This window comes from Aquabacterium sp. CECT 9606 (genome assembly GCF_918741295.1).
Taxonomy (GTDB): Bacteria; Pseudomonadota; Gammaproteobacteria; order Burkholderiales; family Burkholderiaceae_C; genus Aquabacterium.
Genome location: NZ_CAKKNB010000002.1, coordinates 17,136 through 32,823 on the forward strand (window position 1 = coordinate 17,136; position 15,688 = coordinate 32,823).

A 15,688-nucleotide genomic window follows, 5' to 3' on the forward strand; every position below is an offset into this window, starting at 1 on the left:
TGCCGGTTTTGTCTTGGGCCAAGGTGGCGGACGATGACCGGCTCGGCAGGTCAGGCCCATTTCTTGCCTACTTTGAATATGACGTAATTAGCAGCTGGTAACGCTTTGGTGAATACCGGGTCAAGGGCAAATTCAAACATGATCACCGGGCTTCATTATTTGCGGGCCATTGCCGCCATGCTGGTGGTTGGACACCATGCCGTTTCATATTTTCCGCGACCCGATGAATGGACGTCTTTTGGTGAGGCGGGCGTTGATGTATTTTTCGTCATCAGCGGATTCGTCATGGCCTGGACCACGCGCCATGCAGGACCGACACCCACGCAGGCCGCCTTTGATTTTCTGGTGCGCCGGTTAATCCGCGTGGTGCCTCTTTACTGGTTGGCCTTGTTATGGATTACCAAACGAGACCTGGTTCATCTTGAGCTGGACCCGGCGGTGCTCCTGGATTTTGTGTTTCTGCCCAGGTTCAACCCGGACCACTTCAACCACATCTTCCCTGTGCTGGTGCCGGGCTGGACCATCAACTACGAGATGTTTTTCTACGCGGTTTTTGCGATTTCATTGCTATTTGGCAAATATCAATATGCCATTATTTTTCCTGCCCTGGCATTTCTCATCACCCTTGGTCACCTGGTGGAATATCCGTCAGCGTTTGGCCAGTTTTATACCTCGTCCATCATGGCCGAATTTTTATATGGCATATTGATTTGCAAATGGGTGCAAAGGCATGGTCAGGATCATCACCCGCGATTGGCCTGGCTGGCGCTGATTTCCGGCTTTGTGGGGCTGGCCCTGCTCTGGCCCGGCGACCACATTCCCCGGGCTTATGTGGCCGGGCCGCTCGCCGCGCTGATTGTTTACGCGGGTATCCTGGCTTTCAACGGTTGGCATGTGCCCTGGTTGCACCGCCTGGCCGACGCCTCGTTTTCCATTTACCTCACGCACTTGTTCACGTTCCGACTCTCGCGCACTTTGCTGCAAGGTTTGCCGCCTGACCAGCCCAGCCCGGTGGCCATGGTGGTGGCCGTGGGTGTGCAATTGGCCGTGGCCGCGGCGGTTGGCCTGCTGGTGCACCGCTGGATTGAGCAACCGCTCACCCGATACCTGACGCGGCGTTTTCTCAAGCCTCGCCGCCTGGCCACCGAACCAGGCATGTCAACATCGGGGTCATGAGTTCGCAGCCCTCCCAACCTTCCCACTCCCTGATCGGCATTGAGCTGGCCCGTTTCGCGTGCACCTTGCCGGTGTTGTTGTGGCATTACCAGCACTTCTATTTCGTCAACGGCCTGCCCGTGGGTTTCGAGACTTCGGCCCAGCCGTGGTACGGGCTGCTCAAGCCGTTTTACCTGTATGGCTACTTGAGCGTGCAGGCCTTCTGGTGCCTGTCGGGCTTCATCTTTTTCTGGAAGTACGCCAAGCCGGTGGCGCAGGGTTCGGTGCCGTTCTCGAAGTTTGCGCTGCTGCGTTTTTCCAGGCTGTACCCCCTGCACTTGCTGACCCTGCTGATCGTGGCGGTGATGTCGTGGCGCTACGAGGCGATCAACGCCAGCGCGGGCTTTGTCTACCCCAACCAGGACGCCTCGCATTTCGTGCTGCAGCTGTTCATGGTCAGCGATTGGCGGCCGGGCCTCAACTGGTCGTACAACGGGCCCATCTGGAGCATCTCGGTGGAACTGCTGGTCTACGCGCTGTTCTATGGCCTGAGCAGGCTCGGCGTGACCAAGCCGTGGATGGTGATGGCGGTGATCGCCGGTTCGGGCGCGGTGTACGCGCTCAAGCTGACCACGCACCCGGTGGTGCTGTGCGTGTTCTTCTTTTACCTGGGCGCACTGACTTGCCAGGCAAACGAGGCTTTCCAGCGGCTACCGCCCGACGCCCGGTGGCCAACCTTGAGCGCGGCGCTGGCGCTGCTGGTGTCTGGCCTGGCGCTGGCCGTGATCGGGGTGCTGCGGCCCATGTTCTTCGTGGCCCTGTTGACGCCGATCGCCATCATCGCCCTGCTTCACTGGGTGCAGCCCAAGTCGGCCAGGGTGAAGCAGGCCATTGTGAGCCTGGGCAACATGACGTATTCCAGCTACCTGTGGCACTTCCCTCTGCAATTGCTGGCCGCGCTGGTATTCATCCACCAACCGGGCGATCTGCCAGCGCACAGCCCTTGGTGGTTGCTGGGTTACCTGGGGCTGACCTACACGCTGGCGGCTTTGAGCTACCGCTTCATCGAAAGCCCGGCACAGCAGTGGCTCCGAGAGAAGGTGCCGCTGGGCCGCGCCCGCGCCACGGCCTGAACGCCCCGCGTTTACAAGCCCTTTTCGACCATCTCGGCGGCGGCCAGCAACGCGCGGGCCTTGGCCTCGGTCTCTTTCCATTCCAGCTCGGGCACGGAATCCGCCACCACGCCGGCTGCCGCTTGCACGTACAGCACCTGGTCCTTGACGATGCCGGTGCGGATGGCGATGGCCACATCCATGTCACCGCCAAAGCTCAGGTAGCCCACGGCGCCGCCATAGATGCCCCGCTGCACGGGCTCCAGCTCGTCAATGATTTCCATGGCGCGGATCTTGGGCGCGCCGGTGAGCGTGCCCGCCGGGAAAGTGGCCTTGAGCACGTCCAGCGCGGTCATGCCGTCTTTCAGGATGCCTTCGACGTTGCTCACGATGTGCATGACGTGCGAGTAGCGCTCGACCACGAAGGCGTCGGTCACCTTGACGCTGCCGGTCTTGGCGATGCGGCCGATGTCATTGCGCGCCAGGTCGATCAGCATGACGTGCTCGGCGCGCTCCTTGGGGTCGGCCAGCAGCTCCACTTCCAGGGCCTTGTCCAGCTCGGGCGTGGCGCCGCGCGGGCGCGTACCAGCCAAGGGGCGGATGGTGATGGTCTGGCCTTCGGGACCCTGCTCCTGCCGCACCAGGATCTCGGGTGAGGCGCCCACAACCTGGAAATCGCCCATGTCGTAGTAATACATGTAGGGGCTGGGATTGATGCAGCGCAAGGCCCGGTACAGGCTGAGCGGGTGCGCCTTGAAAGGCTTCTTCAGGCGCTGGCCGATCTGCACCTGCATCATGTCGCCTGCGGCGATGTATTCCTTGGAGCGCAGCACGGCGGCCAGGTAATCGGCCTTGTCGAACTCGCGCTCGATGGCTTGCGGCTCACCCGCTTCAATCGAGGGCGCGACCACGGTTTCATTCAGCAAGGCCTTGAGCGCTTGCAGGCGCTGGCTGGCCTGTTGATACGCGCCAGGCTGGGCCGGGTCGGCATAGACGATCAGGTAAAGGCGGTCGGCCAGGTTGTCGATGACGGCGAGCTCTTCGCATTGCAGCAGCAGGATGTCGGGCGTACCGATACCACCGGGCTTTTTCACCTTGGCCAGGCGCGGCTCGATGTGGCGCACGGCCTCGTAGCCAAAGTAGCCGGCCAGGCCGCCACAAAAGCGCGGCAGGCCTTTGGGAATGGCGGCCTTGAAGCGCGCCTGGTAATCGGCGATGAAATCGAGCGGGTTGCCTTCGAATGTCTCGACCACCTGGCCGTCGGTCACGACCTCGACGTGGCGGCCCGTGGCGCGCACCAGCGTGCGGGCGGGCAGGCCCACGAAGGAGTAGCGGCCAAAGCGTTCGCCACCCACCACCGATTCCAGCAAGAAGCTGTGCGGCGAGCCGCGCGTCAGCTTGAGGTAGAGCGACAGGGGCGTGTCGAGGTCGGCCAGGGCGTGGGCGACGAGGGGGATGCGGTTGTGGCCAGCGGCGGCCAATGCCTGGAATTCTGATTCAGTGATCATGGGATGGACTCAGCGTGCGGATCATCAAATGAAAGGGCCTGTTACACCCCGGTGGGGGAGCCCTGCGACCGCGGCGGATCACCGCCTATGATGCGACGATGCAGACGCGGCCAACATGATGGACAAGGCTGCACGCCGCCAGGGCCAAGCCCCCCGGTCGTGTGACCCCTTGATCAGTTTGCGCGTCATGAACATCAATTCAGTTTAGCAGGGCCAACCCTGCATCAAGGGCATTACCCAATCTTGCAGAACACCTGCAAGATTAAGATGCCCGGACCAATGCACTGGCGGTTGGAGCACGGAAGAGCACTATGTTGTCGAAGTATTCGAAGATGTTGTTGGCGGGCCTGGGGCTGGCATTGAGCCTGTTGGCGCCCGTGACGGTGAAGGCCCAGAACGCCGATCTGGCAGGCGTGCACTACCCCGATTCGCTGAAGGTGGAAGGCAGTTCCCTGGTACTCAATGGCAGCGGCATCAGCTACCGGGCGGTGGCCAAGATCTACACCGTGGCGCTTTATGTTCCCAAGAAAGGTAACACCGCCGACGCCATCCTGACCATGGCCGGGCCCAAGCAAATGCGCTTCGTGATGCTGCAGGGCATGCGCATTGACGAAATCGGCAAGCTGATCACCACAGGCGTGGAGAACAACAGCACCCGGACGCAGTTTTACGGATTGATCCCCGCCATCCGGACCATGGGCGAGCAGTTCTCGCGCATCAAGCGCATGTCGCCGGGCGATGTCTTCGCGATCGAATGGGTGCCCAATCGAGGCACGATCTTCTTCGTGAACAACCAGCCCGCCGGCCTGCCGATCCAGGAGCCGGATTTTTTCAACGCCATCTTGCGCACCTGGCTGGGCAAGAACCCACCCTCACAGGGCTTGAAAGACGCGCTGCTGGATTACCACGCGCCGCCGGTGCTCAACGCGCTGGATTGACCGGGGGCAACGCGGCCCAATCCAACTCGTCCAGGCGGGCAATGTGGGCCAGGGCGGGCACCTGCTCGATCGGCTCACCATGGTTGTAGCCATACGTGACCAGCACCACCGGGCAGCCTGCGGAGCGGGCTGCCTGCGCATCGTTGCTGGAATCGCCGACCATCAGGGTTTTGTCGGGTGATGTTCCCAGGGCCTCGCAGGTTTTGAGCAATGGCAAGGGGTCTGGCTTTTTGCGCTCGAAGGCATCGCCGCCAAACACCTGACTGAAATACCCGCGCAGGCCTTTGCGCTCCAGCAAAGTCTGCGCGAAGGCCGTGGGCTTGTTGGTGAGGCAGGCCAGGGGCAGGCCGGCGGCCTTGAGCTTTTGCAAGCCCTCCAGCACGCCGGGGAAGACCTCGGCATGCTGGCCGTTCAGGCGCGTGTAGTGCTGCTGGTAATGCTGCCAGGCCTGTGGCACGTGCTGGGCCACTTCGGCATCGTCGTCGGGCAGGCCCCAGGCGTGGGCGAGTGAGCGGCGCAGCAAGTCCTCGGTGCCCTTGCCCACCGTCAGTTCGATGAAGCGGCGGTTGACCCGGGCGATCTCGATGGGGTGGCAGCCCATGGCGTCGAGCGTGTGCTGCAGGACGATGACGAAATCGCCAAGGGTGTCGACCATGGTGCCATCGAGGTCGATGATGGCGGCTTGGAACTGAGTGTCGGGAATCAGCTTTGGAGGTGTCATGCCGCCATCCTAGCGGCATGAGGCGCCTCAGCCGGCGCGGCGACGGCGTGCCATGCATCCGGCCACGCCCAAGCCCGCCAGCACCAGCGCATAGCTTGAGGGTTCCGGCACGGCGGTCAACGAGAAGTTGTCGATGCCCGCCTTCAAGGAGGCCGTGCCATCAATGCGGATCTCGGTGGTGTAGACCGAACCCAGGGTCTGCGCCCAGCTCACGCTGCCCGAGCCATTGGCGAAATCCGTTTCCCAGCCGTTGGCTTGCGCCTGAGCATCGGTCCAGGTGGGGTCAAAACTCACGCCGAAGGTCTGCCAGTTGCGGCCCAGTTCGCCGGTCAAACGGTAGCGCCAGCCATTGAAGGTGGCGTCTTGGTAACGAAAGCGCAGCCACACATCGCTGGTGGTGCCGGTCAGGCCGACCAGGTCGACCTTGGCGTTCCAGGCCTGGGTGCCGAAGCTGCCGGTGGCCGCGGGCAGCAGGGTGACCGCCCCGATGGGGAAGGGGCCGCTGCGGGCGGTTTCGAGGTAACCACCGCCGTTGCCGCCCGCGCCTGGGTTGCTGACGACGCTGTCGGTGGTGTTGCCCAGCCAGCCGGCCAGGTTGCCACCGGTGTCCCAGGTTTCGCTGTAACCCGAGGTGGCTGCCAGAGAGGGCAGCGCGGTGGCAGCCACCGACACCGCGATCGCGGCGCGGCCAAGCATTTGTTGGAATGAAGAAGTCATGCGGTATCTCCTGGTTCTTTGACAAGACCCCGAGGCTAGGGTTGCCGACCGAAGCCGACAAGGCCAAGCCTTAGGGGGTCAGGTGCTTTGAACTAGGGAGACGAGCCCGCGTGGCCGATCAGAACAACTTGAGCGTCTTGGCGCTGCGGGGGGCCGATGCCGGGCCATTGCCCGCCGCGCTTTTGGCCACCAGGGTGCAGGTGTAGGTCACGCCGCCGGGCAGCCAGTTCATTGCGATGGGCGACTTGCTGGCCGTGACGGTGACCGTGGCCCGGTTGGGCGCTGTGCAGGTGGACACGTAGCCCGTGACGACCGCGCCCGGCACGGCGGCCGGGGGCAGGAAAGACAGCTTCAACGAGTACCAGCCCGGGGTCAGGGCCGTGATGGTGGGAGCGCCAGGCAACGCCGCCACGCCCTGGACCGTCCAGACCTTGGAGGACGTGGGAGCGTCCAGGGCCAAGGGGGTGTTGTCCTTGACTTTGAACTCCACCGTGTGCGGCGCGGTGTTGGTCACCGTGTAGGTGAAGGTCTGCCACTGCCCATGTTGGGTGGCCACGGTTTTGACGGGCTGCTGGTCAACCAGCCAAGTGCCCGTCAGCTCACCATTGTTGGCCGAACCTGCCACCGTGACCTGGAAGCCCACCGGGGTGCCCACGTAGGTGCTCACGCTGGAGGCGGTGGGCAAGGCACCGGGTTCGATCAGGCTGATGCCCGCACTGGGGGCGCCCCAGCCACCGCCGAACAACTGCTTGACGAAGGCCTCGCTGTCCACGTGGCAAAACGGTGCGCCCAACGATCGCATGATGCCGCTGAAGCATTGGCGGTACATGCCACTGGATTGGTAGCGCGCGCCTTGCCACAAGCCTGCCTCGATGGGATCGGGCATCGGTGCCACGCTGGGGATGGGGGTGGTGCTGGCCACCCAGCGCCGCCACTTCAGGCTGCTGCGGGCGGTCTGGTCGGTGACGTTGGCTTCGCAGGCCCCGAGGGTTGAGCCCGGCAGGTCGCTGCACGCGGGGTAGCCCGGGTAGGGGCTGTCGTACTCGTCGGCCAGCTTGCTGAAGGAATGGCCCAGCTCGTGCTGCATGACTTCGGCCGACGAGCCGTTGGTGGACGACACCGAGATGTAGCCGCCCGAGCCGCCGTACTCTTCATCGTTGACCAGCACGGCCACCATGTCCCAGTCGGGCACATCGGCGGCGGCGGTGAGCACCTTGCCGCCATCGACCACCAGCAATCGGCGCAGGCCGGCCGCGCAGTAGGTGGCGTCAAAGGCGGTGTCCACCATCACCACCTCGGCCCCCGGGGTTTCGCCACAGTCGGGCTTGTCGGCGCCGGACTGGTTGGAGGGCACGAACAACCAGCGCACATTGATCAGCTGCTGGTAGTCCTTGTAGGGCGAGATGGACAGGAACTTGTTGGCCAGCTCGGTGGCCTGGGTCATGAACTGGGCCTTCTGGTCCAGGGTGTAGCCCTCGGCCACCACGAGCAGGTCCAGGCGGTTGGCCGCATCACCGTTGTTGATCAGCAGGCCGCTGTCGCTGCCCGGCACCGCGGGGGCCGGGGCCAGGCGCTGCAAGGCGGATGAAGGCTTGTACTGGTCCAGGTCGATCTCAAGCACGGCCGGCGGGGGCGCCTTGGCGGCGGCGGAACTGGAACGGGCGCTCACACCAGCGGCGGTGGTATTGCTTTTCAGGCGCAGCACCTTGCCCGACTGCACGGGCACGCGCAGCACGTACTGGCGCTCACTGGCGGGTACCACACGCCCTTCGATCTGGGTCTGCCCCGGGCTTTGAAACTCGGCGCGGATCCAGGGCGACCCCACGGCTTGCGTGGTGAAGCCCGCGTTGCCCGTCTTCTTGTCGACCAGGGACGCAGCCAGCACGCTTTGCTGTCGCCCGGGCTGGCTGGCCGCCAGGGGCGAGATCTTGCCGCTGACATTGACAATCCGGTGCGAGGCCACGCTGAGCGCGCCATTGGCCTGCTCGCGCACCACGAAGTAGTGGGCCTCTTCGGCCTGCGCCAGGCCTGCCGCCAAGGCCAGCAGTGCGCCGCCCACCCATTTCAATCGTCCGCTGTGTTGTTTCATGTGCTTTCCCCGTTCCATTTGGTGGAAGGCGCTTTTTAGCAGACCCCAGGCAGAAACTCATCACCCACTGGGCCCATTTGCACCCAGGCTTACCCGAGTCCGGCTGCAGGGCGGTCACGCCATTCAAGTGCATGCACAGCTTGAAGGCAGATTGAATACATGTTTTGTATGCAATCTGGTGCGCACGGGCCCATTTTCGCCCCGCAAAAGCGCAGGCATGGGCGTTTTGGTCCGGTGAAATGCCTGGCACATGCATTGCAATGAAGGCCTCCGTTGGCGCAAGCCCGATGGAGAAGTCCGATGTCATCCCCGCCGCTTCATGAGCAACGCAAGGCCACCATGGCCGCCCAAGCCGACCTTGAGCTGAGCAGCCTCGTCAAGCGCTATGGCGTGGGGCCGCAAGCCCCCATGGCCGTCGACCACATCGATCTGACCATCAAGGCAGGCCACTACTGCTGCCTGCTGGGCCCATCGGGCTGCGGCAAGACCTCAACGCTGCGCATGATCGCCGGCCACGAAGACGCCAGCGAAGGCGACATCGTGCTGGGTGGCCGCAACATCACACGCTTGCCGGCGTCGGCACGCGGAACGTCGATGATGTTCCAGAGCTATGCGCTGTTCCCGCATTTGAGTTCGCTGGACAACGTGGCCTTCAGCCTGAAGATGCGCGGCATGGACAAGGCCGAGCGCCACGCCAAGGCGCAGGCCCTGCTGGAACGCGTGTCGCTGGGCCACCTGGCGCACCGCAAGCCGGCCGAGCTGTCGGGCGGGCAGCAACAGCGCGTGGCCCTGGCCCGCGCGCTGATCACCGAACCGCGTGTGCTGCTGCTGGACGAGCCTTTGTCCGCCCTCGACCCTTTCCTGCGCGTCAAGATGCGGGCCGAGTTGAAAGCCTGGCAGAAGAGCCTGGGCATGACCTTCATCCACGTGACGCACTCGCAGGAAGAGGCCATGGCCCTGGCCGACCAGGTCGTGGTGATGAACGCCGGCCGCATCGAGCAGAACGGCACGCCGCACGAGATCTTCAACGCGCCGCGCACCGAGTTCGTGGCCCGCTTCATCGGTGGCCACAACGTGATCCCCACCACCACCGCCAAGCTGGCCGTGCGCACAGACAAGACCCAACTGAGCCGCGAGGCCCTGCCCATCTCGAACACCAGCCTGCCGGCCACCGTGACCGGCGTGGAATACCAAGGCACCTATGTGCTGCTGACCTTGCGCAGCCCCGCCTTGCCCGATGAAGGCGAGCTCAACGTGGTGCTGAGTGAGGCGGCCTTCGATGCATCGCCTTGGCAACCTGGCGAGACCGCATCAGCCCATTGGCTGGCCACCGACGTGCACGCCTTGGCCGCCTGATTTTTCACCCCCCTTGGAGAGACCCATGCCTCATCGCCCCGAAGATCTCAACACGCCTGTCAACACACCCACTGAATCGCTTGACGCCAGCAGCAGCGGCCTGTCGCGCCGCACCGTGCTCAAAGGCGGCCTGCTGGGCGCCACCGGCATCCTGGCCAGCGGCTACGCGCCTTTCGTGCATTCGGCCGACCCCATCGTGCTGCGCTACCTGGGCACCGCCGTCAACCAAGACAAGACCATCGCCGACAAGTTCGAGGCCGACACCGGCATCAAGGTGCAGTACATCCCCGTGACGACCGACGACGTGACCAAGCGCGCCGTGACCGCGCCCAACAGCTTCGACCTGATCGACACCGAGTACTTCTCGCTCAAGAAGATCATCCCCACGGGCAACCTGAAGGGCATCGACGTCAAGCGAATCAAGAACGCCGACAAGATCACCTCGCTGTTCACCAAGGGCGAGGTCAACGGCAAGAAGGTGGGCGACCAGGGCACCGCGCCCAAGAAGGTGATGTTCCTGGAAGGAGAGAAGAGCAAGAAGTTCGCTTCGACGCCCACGCAGTTCATGACGCTGATCCCCACGGTCTACAACGCCGACACGCTGGGCATCCGGCCCGACCTGATCAAGCGCCCCATCACGTCATGGAAAGAGTTGCTGAACCCCGAGTTCAAAGGCAAGGCCGCCATCCTCAACATCCCCTCCATCGGCATCATGGACGCCGCCATGGTGGTCGAGGCCATGGGCCTCTACAAGTACCCCGACAAGGGCAACATGAGCAAGAAGGAGATCGACCTGACGATCAAGACCTTGATCGAAGCCAAGAAGGCCGGCCAGTTCCGCAGCCTGTGGAAGGACTTCAACGAGTCGGTCAACCTGATGTCGTCGGGCGAGGTGGTGATCCAGTCGATGTGGTCGCCCGCCGTGACGGCCGTGCGCACCAAGGGCATCGCCTGCACCTTCCAGCCATTGAAGGAGGGATACCGCGCCTGGGCCGCCGGCTTCGGCGTGCCGGCCACCGCCTCGGGCAAGAAACTGGACGCCACTTATGAATTCATCAACTGGTTCCTTGATGGCTGGGCCGGCGCCTACCTGAACCGCCAGGGCTATTACAGCGCCGTGCTGGACACCGCCAAGGCCAAGATGGAGCCTTACGAATGGGCTTACTGGATGGAAGGCAAGCCCGCGTCGCAAGACATCAAATCGCCCACCGGCCAACTGCTGGCCAAGGCCGGTGAAAAGCGCGATGGCGGCAGCTACGAAGAGCGCATGGGCGGCATCGCCTGCTGGAACGCGCTCATGGACGAAAACACCTACATGGTCCAGAAATGGAACGAGTTCGTGGCCGCCTGATTTTGTCCTCACCACCTCTTTCTTCATCCCAACGGAGTCATCCATCCATGAACACGCTTTCTCGCCTGTCGGCCACTGCCGCCGCTTCTTTACTGGGCCTGATCGGCTCGGCCCAGGCCCAATCGTCCGTCACCATCTACGGGGCCATCGGCCTGGATGTGTTGAGCGCCAGCAAGGTCTACAACCCTGCGCTGGGCACCACCAAGTCGGTCGCCAAGATCGAGGACAACGCCATCGTCAACTCGCGCATCGGCGTCAAGGGTGTGGAAGACCTGGGCGGCGGCCTGAAGGCCGTCTTCGACCTCGAATCAACGATCCATCCGGACACCGGCTCGAGTGGCAACAGCAGTGCTTTTTGGAACCGCGGTGCCTACGTGGGCCTGGCCGGTGATTTCGGCTCCATCAAGCTGGGCCACCAATGGAACGTGGCCGATGACTACATGGGCAACTACTTCGTCTTCGGCTTCTACTCGCCCTTCCTGATGAGCGGCTTTGGTGCGCTGAGCGATTACTATGACAACGCCATCAAGTACAACTCGCCCAACTGGGGCGGCTTTGAAGGCGGCCTGTATTACTCAGCTGGCGAGAAGGCCGGCATGAAGAGCGCGGGCCAGAAGGTCCAGGGTGCGGCCACCTACACGGTCGGCATGTTCAGCATCGGCCTGACGGCTTTCTCCGAAAAGGACCCCTTCGGCGTCTACAAGGGCAACACGATGTACGCCGGTGGCCTGAGCTACGACTTTGGCGTGCTCAAGACCCGCCTGGGCCTGGCCTCGTCCGAAGTGAACTACTTGATCCCGCCCCCCGGCACCGCCAGCACCAACGTGGGCGCCTTCAAGGCCAAGCTGTTCGACGTGGGCCTGGACGTGCCCATCACCGCCGCGGCCGCCGTGTCGGTGGACTACGTGAAGAAGGACGTGGACAAGAGCGCCGACGGCACCGGCTACACCCGCGTGCGCGCCAGCTACGCGCTGTCCAAGCGCACCAGCCTGAACGCCAACTTGATCTTCTCGCGCAACATGGGCAACGCCGACTTCGCCTTCGTCACCGAGGGCAATGGCTTTGCCGGCCTGCCCGGCCAGAAGCAGACGCTGGTGACCGCCGGCATCACGCACAGCTTCTGATCTGCCATGAAAACCTTGCCCGCCTGGATCCAGGCCTTGCCCATGGGCGGGGTCTTTCTGGTCTTCTTCGTGATGCCGTTGCTGCTCGTGGGCGCGGTGAGTTTCTGGCCGCAAAACGAGTACACGCTGGAGCCCGGCTTCACGCTGGACAACTACGTGTCCTTGTTCCAGGGCTGTTTTGGCGGGGGTGAATCGGGCGAGCTGTGCACCACCTTCAAGACCTACCTGTCGACGCTGAAGTTCTGCGGGCTGGTGTGGCTGATCACCCTGGTGATCGGTTTCACGCTGGCCTACTTCGTGGCGTTTCACGTGCCCAGTGTGGGCGCGCAAACGGTGATCTTCACCGTGATGACCATCCCCTTCTGGACGTCCAACGTGATCCGCATGATCTCGTGGATCCCGCTGCTGGGCCGCAACGGCTGGGTGAACCAGACCCTGCAAAGCCTGGGCTTGACCAACGCGCCACTGGACTGGCTGCTGTACTCGGACTTCGCCGTGGTGCTGGCCTTCGTGCACCTGAACACCACCTTCATGATGGTGCCCATCTTCAACTCGATGATGAAAATCGACCGCTCGCTGATCGAAGCGGCCGACGATGCGGGCGCCACCGCCTGGCAGACACTGTGGAACGTCATCGTGCCGCTGTGCCGCACGGGCATCCTGATCGGCTCCATCTTCGTCATCACCCTGGTCATGGGCGATTTCGTCACTGTGGGCGTGATGGGTGGCCAGCAGATCGCCTCGGTCGGCAAGACCATCCAGGTGCAGACCTCTTACCTGCAGTTCCCACTGGCCGCCGCGAATGCCGTGGTGCTGCTGGGGGTCGTGTTGTTGATCATCGTGGCGCTGAACCGCCTCGTCGACCTTCGCAAGGAACTCTGATGGCTGGCACCGTTCGCCGCCGCTCGCGCGGCTTCATCCCCTTGGCCATCTTCTGTGCGCTGTACATCCTGTTCTTGTACGGGCCGGTGATCACCATCTTCGTGCTGAGCTTCCAGGGGCCTGAAGGCGGGCTGACCTTCCCTATGCGCGGCTTGTCTCTGCACTGGTACCACGAGTTGTTCAAGGGCCTGGGCGTGGTCGACATCGGCGCGGCCATCCGGCGCTCGCTGGCGCTGGGCGTGGTGGTGATGCTGCTGACCACGCTGTTCTCGTTGATGGCGGGCCTGGCCTTCCGCAAGGGTTTCAAGGGTGGTGGCGTGCTGTTCTACACCGCGGTGGCCAGCCTGATCATGCCGTCCATCATCATCTCGCTGGGCATCGGCCTGCAGTTTCGACTGTTCGACGATGTCATCAAGACGATGCTGACGCACCTGGCCTGGACCGAGACGCTGGAGTCCTACACCACGCTGATGGGCCTGTACACCTCGGGCCTGGGTGCTCACCTGACCTGGACTTTGCCCTTCGGCATGCTGATCATGTTCGCGGTTTTCAACCGTTTCAACCCCGCGTATGAAGAAGCCGCGCGCGACCAGGGTGCCACGCCCTGGCAGACGCTGCGCCACGTGGTGCTGCCGCTGATCGGCCCCTCGCTGGTGGGCGTGGGCATGTTCGGTTTCACGCTGAGCTGGGATGAGATCGCGCGGTCATCGCAGGCCATTGGCGATGTCAATACACTGCCACTGGAATTGCAGGGCCTGACCACCACGGTGACCACGCCCTCGATCTATGCGCTGGGCAGCAGCACCACGGTGGTGTCGCTGCTCGTGATCTTCGCCGCTTTGGGCGCCGCTGCCTTGATGCGGCGCCGTGCCGGTGCCCAGGCCTGACCCTCTTGCCCATGCCTTCTTCCCGATCGCCCGTCACCATCCCCGCCGAGCCCGCGTCCACCCTGTCGGACGAGGAGATCTACCAACGCTTGATCGAGGCCATCGTGGACCAGCGCCTGCTGCCCGGCACCAAGCTGGTCGAGGACAAACTGGGCCAGGCTTTTGGGGTCTCGCGCACACGGGTCCGCCAGGTGCTGATCCGGCTGGCACACGAGCAGGTGGTGACCCTCCAGCCCAACAAGGGTGCCAGCGTGGCCGAGCCCACGGTGGAAGAAGCGCGCGAGGTCTTCGAGGCGCGCACCGTGGTCGAGACCGTGCTGGTGCAACGCTTCGTGGCCCATGCCAAGGCCCGCGACCTGAAGACCCTGGCCGACTGCATCGACGCGGAAGAGGAAGCGCGCCGCACGGGCAACAAGACCATGGCCTTGCGGCTGTCCGGCCAGTTCCACCTGCTCCTGGCCGAGACCGCCTCGCACCAGACATTCGCGCGTTTTTTGCATAAACTGGTGTCGCGCACCAGCCTGATCCTGATGAGCTACACGCCCGTGGAGCACCTGCAGGTGGCTGGCGGCAAGTTGCCCATGCGCTGGGTGCAAGCCTGTCGCTGCGAAGAACATCGGGGCCTGTTGGCGGCCTTGCGCAGCGCCACCCAAGGCAAAAGCAGTGTCGATCAGGCCGTCCAACTGATGGCGGAACACCTGGCCCACATCGAGGCCAGCTTGAGCTTTCAGCCGACCGCACCTGCCGAGATGGACGTGGCGCAGGCGCTGTCCAAGCCGAGACGCCAGCGCACGCCTGTGGCGCGTTGAGCCACCGCAACATCCCAAGGAGCTGGCCATGCACGTGCTCATCATCAACCCCAACATGCGGATGGAACTGACGACGGCGCTGGTCGAGCAGCTCAAGCCCTGGGTGACCCGGCCTGGCCTGGAGGTGATCGGCACGACGGCCACCTTTGGTCACGACTACATCGCCTCGGAAGCCAGCTATGTGATGGCCGCGCACGCGGTGCTGGACGCGTGGCACCTGCACTTGCTGCAGCACGGCCACCCCAAAGCCGTGTTGGTGGCCTGCTTTGGCGATCCCGGCGTGTGGGCCCTGCGCGAGATGACGGAGGTGCCCGTGATCGGCCTGGCCGAGGCCGCCATGCGCGAGGCACGGGCCATCGGCCCTTTCGGCATCGTCACGGGAGGCGCGGCCTGGGGGCCCATGCTGGAGCGGTTGGCAAGGGGCTGGGACATGAGCGGCCCGGCCGGCTTGCAACGGGTGCTCACGGTCGAGGCCCATGGTGGCGAACTGGCCGCCGATCCCCCGCAGGGCTTGACCGCCCTGAACCAGGCGGTGATGGACATCCTGGCGCAAGAGCCGCCCTTGAGCGCGGTGATCCTGGGGGGCGCCGCGCTGGGAGGCTGGGCGGACAAGCTGCCCGCCCGGCAAAGCACGGTGTTGATTGACAGCGTGGCCGCGGGTGGACGCTGGCTGGCCGCCGCCGTGGCTTTATCGGTTCAGTCAGGCTCTACAGCGCCAACACGCCCAGGAACCTGTTCAGGGCCGCCTGGAAAGCCAGGCCCAGCACACAAAGGATGAAGGCCCCCAGGAACGAGGTCTCCAGGTAGAACTTGTAGATGCCCAGGTACACGAAAGGCATGATCAGCAGGGCCTTCAAGCCCAGGGACCAGATCAGCAGCCCGGAGATGACCCCGCCTGCCAGGACGGCCATGGCCACCGGCAACAACTCGGACTTGCCCGCGCCCACAATCTTGGCGGCAAACCAGATGGGTGGGGTCTGCAAGACCAGGATCGCCAAAACGAGCGTGAGCGCCGCGCCGACTGAAATGGCCGCCATGT

At 63.8% G+C, this 15,688-nt stretch carries 15 protein-coding genes; 10 read left to right on the forward strand and 5 right to left on the reverse strand.

What is annotated here, in order from left to right:
- Positions 1-138 precede the first annotated feature (138 nt).
- The gene (locus LQ232_RS07890; protein WP_256450034.1) at positions 139-1,176 is read left to right on the forward strand and encodes an acyltransferase; all 1,038 of its coding nucleotides are present in this window, start codon (positions 139-141) and stop codon (positions 1,174-1,176) included.
- Positions 1,173-2,288, forward strand: coding sequence for an acyltransferase (locus LQ232_RS07895; protein ID WP_230179777.1), 1,116 nt, complete (start codon positions 1,173-1,175; stop codon positions 2,286-2,288). Before LQ232_RS07890 ends, LQ232_RS07895 begins: the two co-directional genes overlap by 4 nt.
- Before the next feature lie 11 nt (positions 2,289-2,299).
- Here the strand turns inward: LQ232_RS07895 and trpE are convergent, their stop codons facing one another.
- The gene (trpE, locus tag LQ232_RS07900; RefSeq protein WP_230179778.1) at positions 2,300-3,775 is read right to left on the reverse strand and encodes an anthranilate synthase component I; all 1,476 of its coding nucleotides are present in this window, start codon (positions 3,773-3,775) and stop codon (positions 2,300-2,302) included.
- Positions 3,776-4,086: 311 nt separating this feature from the next.
- Between trpE and LQ232_RS07905 the strand changes: the two genes are divergently transcribed.
- A complete protein-coding gene (locus LQ232_RS07905) occupies positions 4,087-4,713 on the forward strand; it encodes a chalcone isomerase family protein (RefSeq protein WP_230179779.1) in 627 nt (208 codons plus the stop codon).
- Here LQ232_RS07905 and gph read toward each other — a convergent pair.
- The 3 genes from gph to LQ232_RS07920 all read right to left on the reverse strand — a co-directional run bounded on the left by gph (position 4,697) and on the right by LQ232_RS07920 (position 8,240).
- Positions 4,697-5,434, reverse strand: a complete 738-nt coding sequence (gph, locus tag LQ232_RS07910) for a phosphoglycolate phosphatase (protein ID WP_230179780.1) — start codon at positions 5,432-5,434, stop codon at positions 4,697-4,699. The two genes, LQ232_RS07905 and gph, sit on opposite strands and share 17 nt — an antisense overlap.
- Before the next feature lie 27 nt (positions 5,435-5,461).
- Positions 5,462-6,151, reverse strand: a complete 690-nt coding sequence (locus LQ232_RS07915) for a PEP-CTERM sorting domain-containing protein (RefSeq protein WP_230179781.1) — start codon at positions 6,149-6,151, stop codon at positions 5,462-5,464.
- 118 nt (positions 6,152-6,269) lie between these two features.
- Positions 6,270-8,240, reverse strand: coding sequence for a M64 family metallopeptidase (locus tag LQ232_RS07920; protein ID WP_230179782.1), 1,971 nt, complete (start codon positions 8,238-8,240; stop codon positions 6,270-6,272).
- Between the two features lie 300 nt (positions 8,241-8,540).
- On the opposite strand from LQ232_RS07920, the gene LQ232_RS07925 reads away from it, so the two are divergent.
- The 7 genes from LQ232_RS07925 to LQ232_RS07955 are packed head-to-tail and all read left to right on the forward strand — an operon-like array spanning position 8,541 to position 15,427.
- On the forward strand, positions 8,541-9,596 hold the full coding sequence (locus tag LQ232_RS07925; protein WP_230179783.1) for an ABC transporter ATP-binding protein: 1,056 nt from the start codon (positions 8,541-8,543) through the stop codon (positions 9,594-9,596).
- A 25-nt stretch (positions 9,597-9,621) separates the two neighbouring features.
- A complete protein-coding gene (locus LQ232_RS07930; RefSeq protein ID WP_230179784.1) occupies positions 9,622-10,947 on the forward strand; it encodes a PotD/PotF family extracellular solute-binding protein in 1,326 nt (441 codons plus the stop codon).
- 47 nt (positions 10,948-10,994) lie between these two features.
- Complete coding sequence (locus LQ232_RS07935; RefSeq protein WP_230179785.1) at positions 10,995-12,071, forward strand: porin; 1,077 nt, start codon at positions 10,995-10,997, stop codon at positions 12,069-12,071.
- Positions 12,072-12,077: 6 nt separating this feature from the next.
- A complete protein-coding gene (locus tag LQ232_RS07940) occupies positions 12,078-12,953 on the forward strand; it encodes an ABC transporter permease (protein WP_230179786.1) in 876 nt (291 codons plus the stop codon).
- Complete coding sequence (locus LQ232_RS07945) at positions 12,953-13,840, forward strand: ABC transporter permease (protein ID WP_230179787.1); 888 nt, start codon at positions 12,953-12,955, stop codon at positions 13,838-13,840. The genes LQ232_RS07940 and LQ232_RS07945 overlap by 1 nt, the downstream gene beginning before the upstream one ends.
- Positions 13,841-13,851: 11 nt before the next feature.
- Positions 13,852-14,649, forward strand: a complete 798-nt coding sequence (locus LQ232_RS07950) for a GntR family transcriptional regulator (RefSeq protein WP_230179788.1) — start codon at positions 13,852-13,854, stop codon at positions 14,647-14,649.
- Positions 14,650-14,677: 28 nt separating this feature from the next.
- Positions 14,678-15,427, forward strand: a complete 750-nt coding sequence (locus LQ232_RS07955) for an aspartate/glutamate racemase family protein (protein ID WP_230179789.1) — start codon at positions 14,678-14,680, stop codon at positions 15,425-15,427.
- On the opposite strand, the gene LQ232_RS07960 is transcribed toward LQ232_RS07955, so the two are convergent.
- Positions 15,357-15,686 (reverse strand): hypothetical protein, encoded by a 330-nt coding sequence (locus LQ232_RS07960; RefSeq protein WP_230179790.1) that lies wholly within the window; start codon positions 15,684-15,686, stop codon positions 15,357-15,359. The genes LQ232_RS07955 and LQ232_RS07960 overlap by 71 nt on opposite strands.
- Positions 15,687-15,688: the final 2 nt, after the last annotated feature.

Excerpts from the sequence above, each read along its gene's own strand:
- LQ232_RS07890 (WP_256450034.1), top strand. The coding sequence starts at position 139 with ATGATCACCGGGCTTCATTATTTGCGGGCCATTGCCGCCATGCTGGTG.
- LQ232_RS07895 (WP_230179777.1), top strand. The coding sequence starts at position 1,173 with ATGAGTTCGCAGCCCTCCCAACCTTCCCACTCCCTGATCGGCATTGAG.
- trpE (WP_230179778.1), bottom strand. The coding sequence starts at position 3,775 with ATGATCACTGAATCAGAATTCCAGGCATTGGCCGCCGCTGGCCACAAC.
- LQ232_RS07905 (WP_230179779.1), top strand. The coding sequence starts at position 4,087 with ATGTTGTCGAAGTATTCGAAGATGTTGTTGGCGGGCCTGGGGCTGGCA.
- gph (WP_230179780.1), bottom strand. The coding sequence starts at position 5,434 with ATGACACCTCCAAAGCTGATTCCCGACACTCAGTTCCAAGCCGCCATC.
- LQ232_RS07915 (WP_230179781.1), bottom strand. The coding sequence starts at position 6,151 with ATGACTTCTTCATTCCAACAAATGCTTGGCCGCGCCGCGATCGCGGTG.
- LQ232_RS07920 (WP_230179782.1), bottom strand. The coding sequence starts at position 8,240 with ATGAAACAACACAGCGGACGATTGAAATGGGTGGGCGGCGCACTGCTG.
- LQ232_RS07925 (WP_230179783.1), top strand. The coding sequence starts at position 8,541 with ATGTCATCCCCGCCGCTTCATGAGCAACGCAAGGCCACCATGGCCGCC.
- LQ232_RS07930 (WP_230179784.1), top strand. The coding sequence starts at position 9,622 with ATGCCTCATCGCCCCGAAGATCTCAACACGCCTGTCAACACACCCACT.
- LQ232_RS07935 (WP_230179785.1), top strand. The coding sequence starts at position 10,995 with ATGAACACGCTTTCTCGCCTGTCGGCCACTGCCGCCGCTTCTTTACTG.
- LQ232_RS07940 (WP_230179786.1), top strand. The coding sequence starts at position 12,078 with ATGAAAACCTTGCCCGCCTGGATCCAGGCCTTGCCCATGGGCGGGGTC.
- LQ232_RS07945 (WP_230179787.1), top strand. The coding sequence starts at position 12,953 with ATGGCTGGCACCGTTCGCCGCCGCTCGCGCGGCTTCATCCCCTTGGCC.
- LQ232_RS07950 (WP_230179788.1), top strand. The coding sequence starts at position 13,852 with ATGCCTTCTTCCCGATCGCCCGTCACCATCCCCGCCGAGCCCGCGTCC.
- LQ232_RS07955 (WP_230179789.1), top strand. The coding sequence starts at position 14,678 with ATGCACGTGCTCATCATCAACCCCAACATGCGGATGGAACTGACGACG.
- LQ232_RS07960 (WP_230179790.1), bottom strand. The coding sequence starts at position 15,686 with ATGGCGGCCATTTCAGTCGGCGCGGCGCTCACGCTCGTTTTGGCGATC.